Annotated in this window: 1 protein-coding gene and 1 pseudogene; both read right to left on the bottom strand. The window is 66.1% G+C overall.

The genetic code is table 11. The features are described 5' to 3' along the window. Positions 1 to 484: adenylyltransferase/cytidyltransferase family protein (locus tag EN893_RS36740; RefSeq protein WP_164901534.1), on the bottom strand; the 484-nt coding region annotated here is incomplete at its 3' end. Between the two features lie 6 nt (positions 485 to 490). Further along, positions 491 to 652: pseudogene (locus EN893_RS39755) on the bottom strand (TIGR01459 family HAD-type hydrolase); the annotation flags it as partial.

Below are 652 nucleotides of genomic sequence, written 5' to 3'. Positions count from 1 at the left end.
CGTCCCGGAAGGCGTCGACGAGCGTGACGCCGAAGCCGTGACGCTCGCCGGCCGCCATCAGGTAGGCCGGGCCGCCTTGACGATCCTTGCCGAAGTGGAAATCGAACCCGGTCACGGCGTGGGTAATGCCAAGGTTCGTTTCCAGCACATCCGTCACGAACGCTTCCGCCGACAGCGAGGCGAAGTCGCGCGTGAACGGCTGTTCGACCAGCGCGGCAAAGCCCAGCAGCGACAGGAGCCGCGCCTTCATCGGCGGCGGCGTCAGCACGAACAACGGGATATCAGGCCTGAAGATCTTGCGCGGATGCGGTTCGAATGTCAGCACCAGGGCCGGTGCGCCGCGCCGTCCGGCCTCGGCGGAGGCGCGCTCGAGCACCGCCTGATGGCCGCGATGGACGCCATCGAAATTGCCGATCGCCACCACGCCGCCGCGCAGGTCTGCGGGAAGCGGCGCGGTTGCCAGGATGCGCTGGAAGGCTGCCATCGTCACCTACCGAAGTCTGGGAATGACGGCCACCGGACCATAGCCATGCTTTTCCAGGAACGCCGCCAATCTTGCCGGATCCGGTTGCAAGGCATCGCCATAGTCGCGGGCATGGATGCCGCCGGAGACATAAAGAACATCGAAGCCATTGTCGGCGGCGCCCTTCAC

Source organism: Mesorhizobium sp. M7A.F.Ca.CA.004.04.2.1, assembly GCF_004022825.1.
Classification (GTDB): Bacteria; Pseudomonadota; Alphaproteobacteria; order Rhizobiales; family Rhizobiaceae; genus Mesorhizobium.
This window is presented reverse-complemented; position numbering and strand designations above follow the sequence as displayed.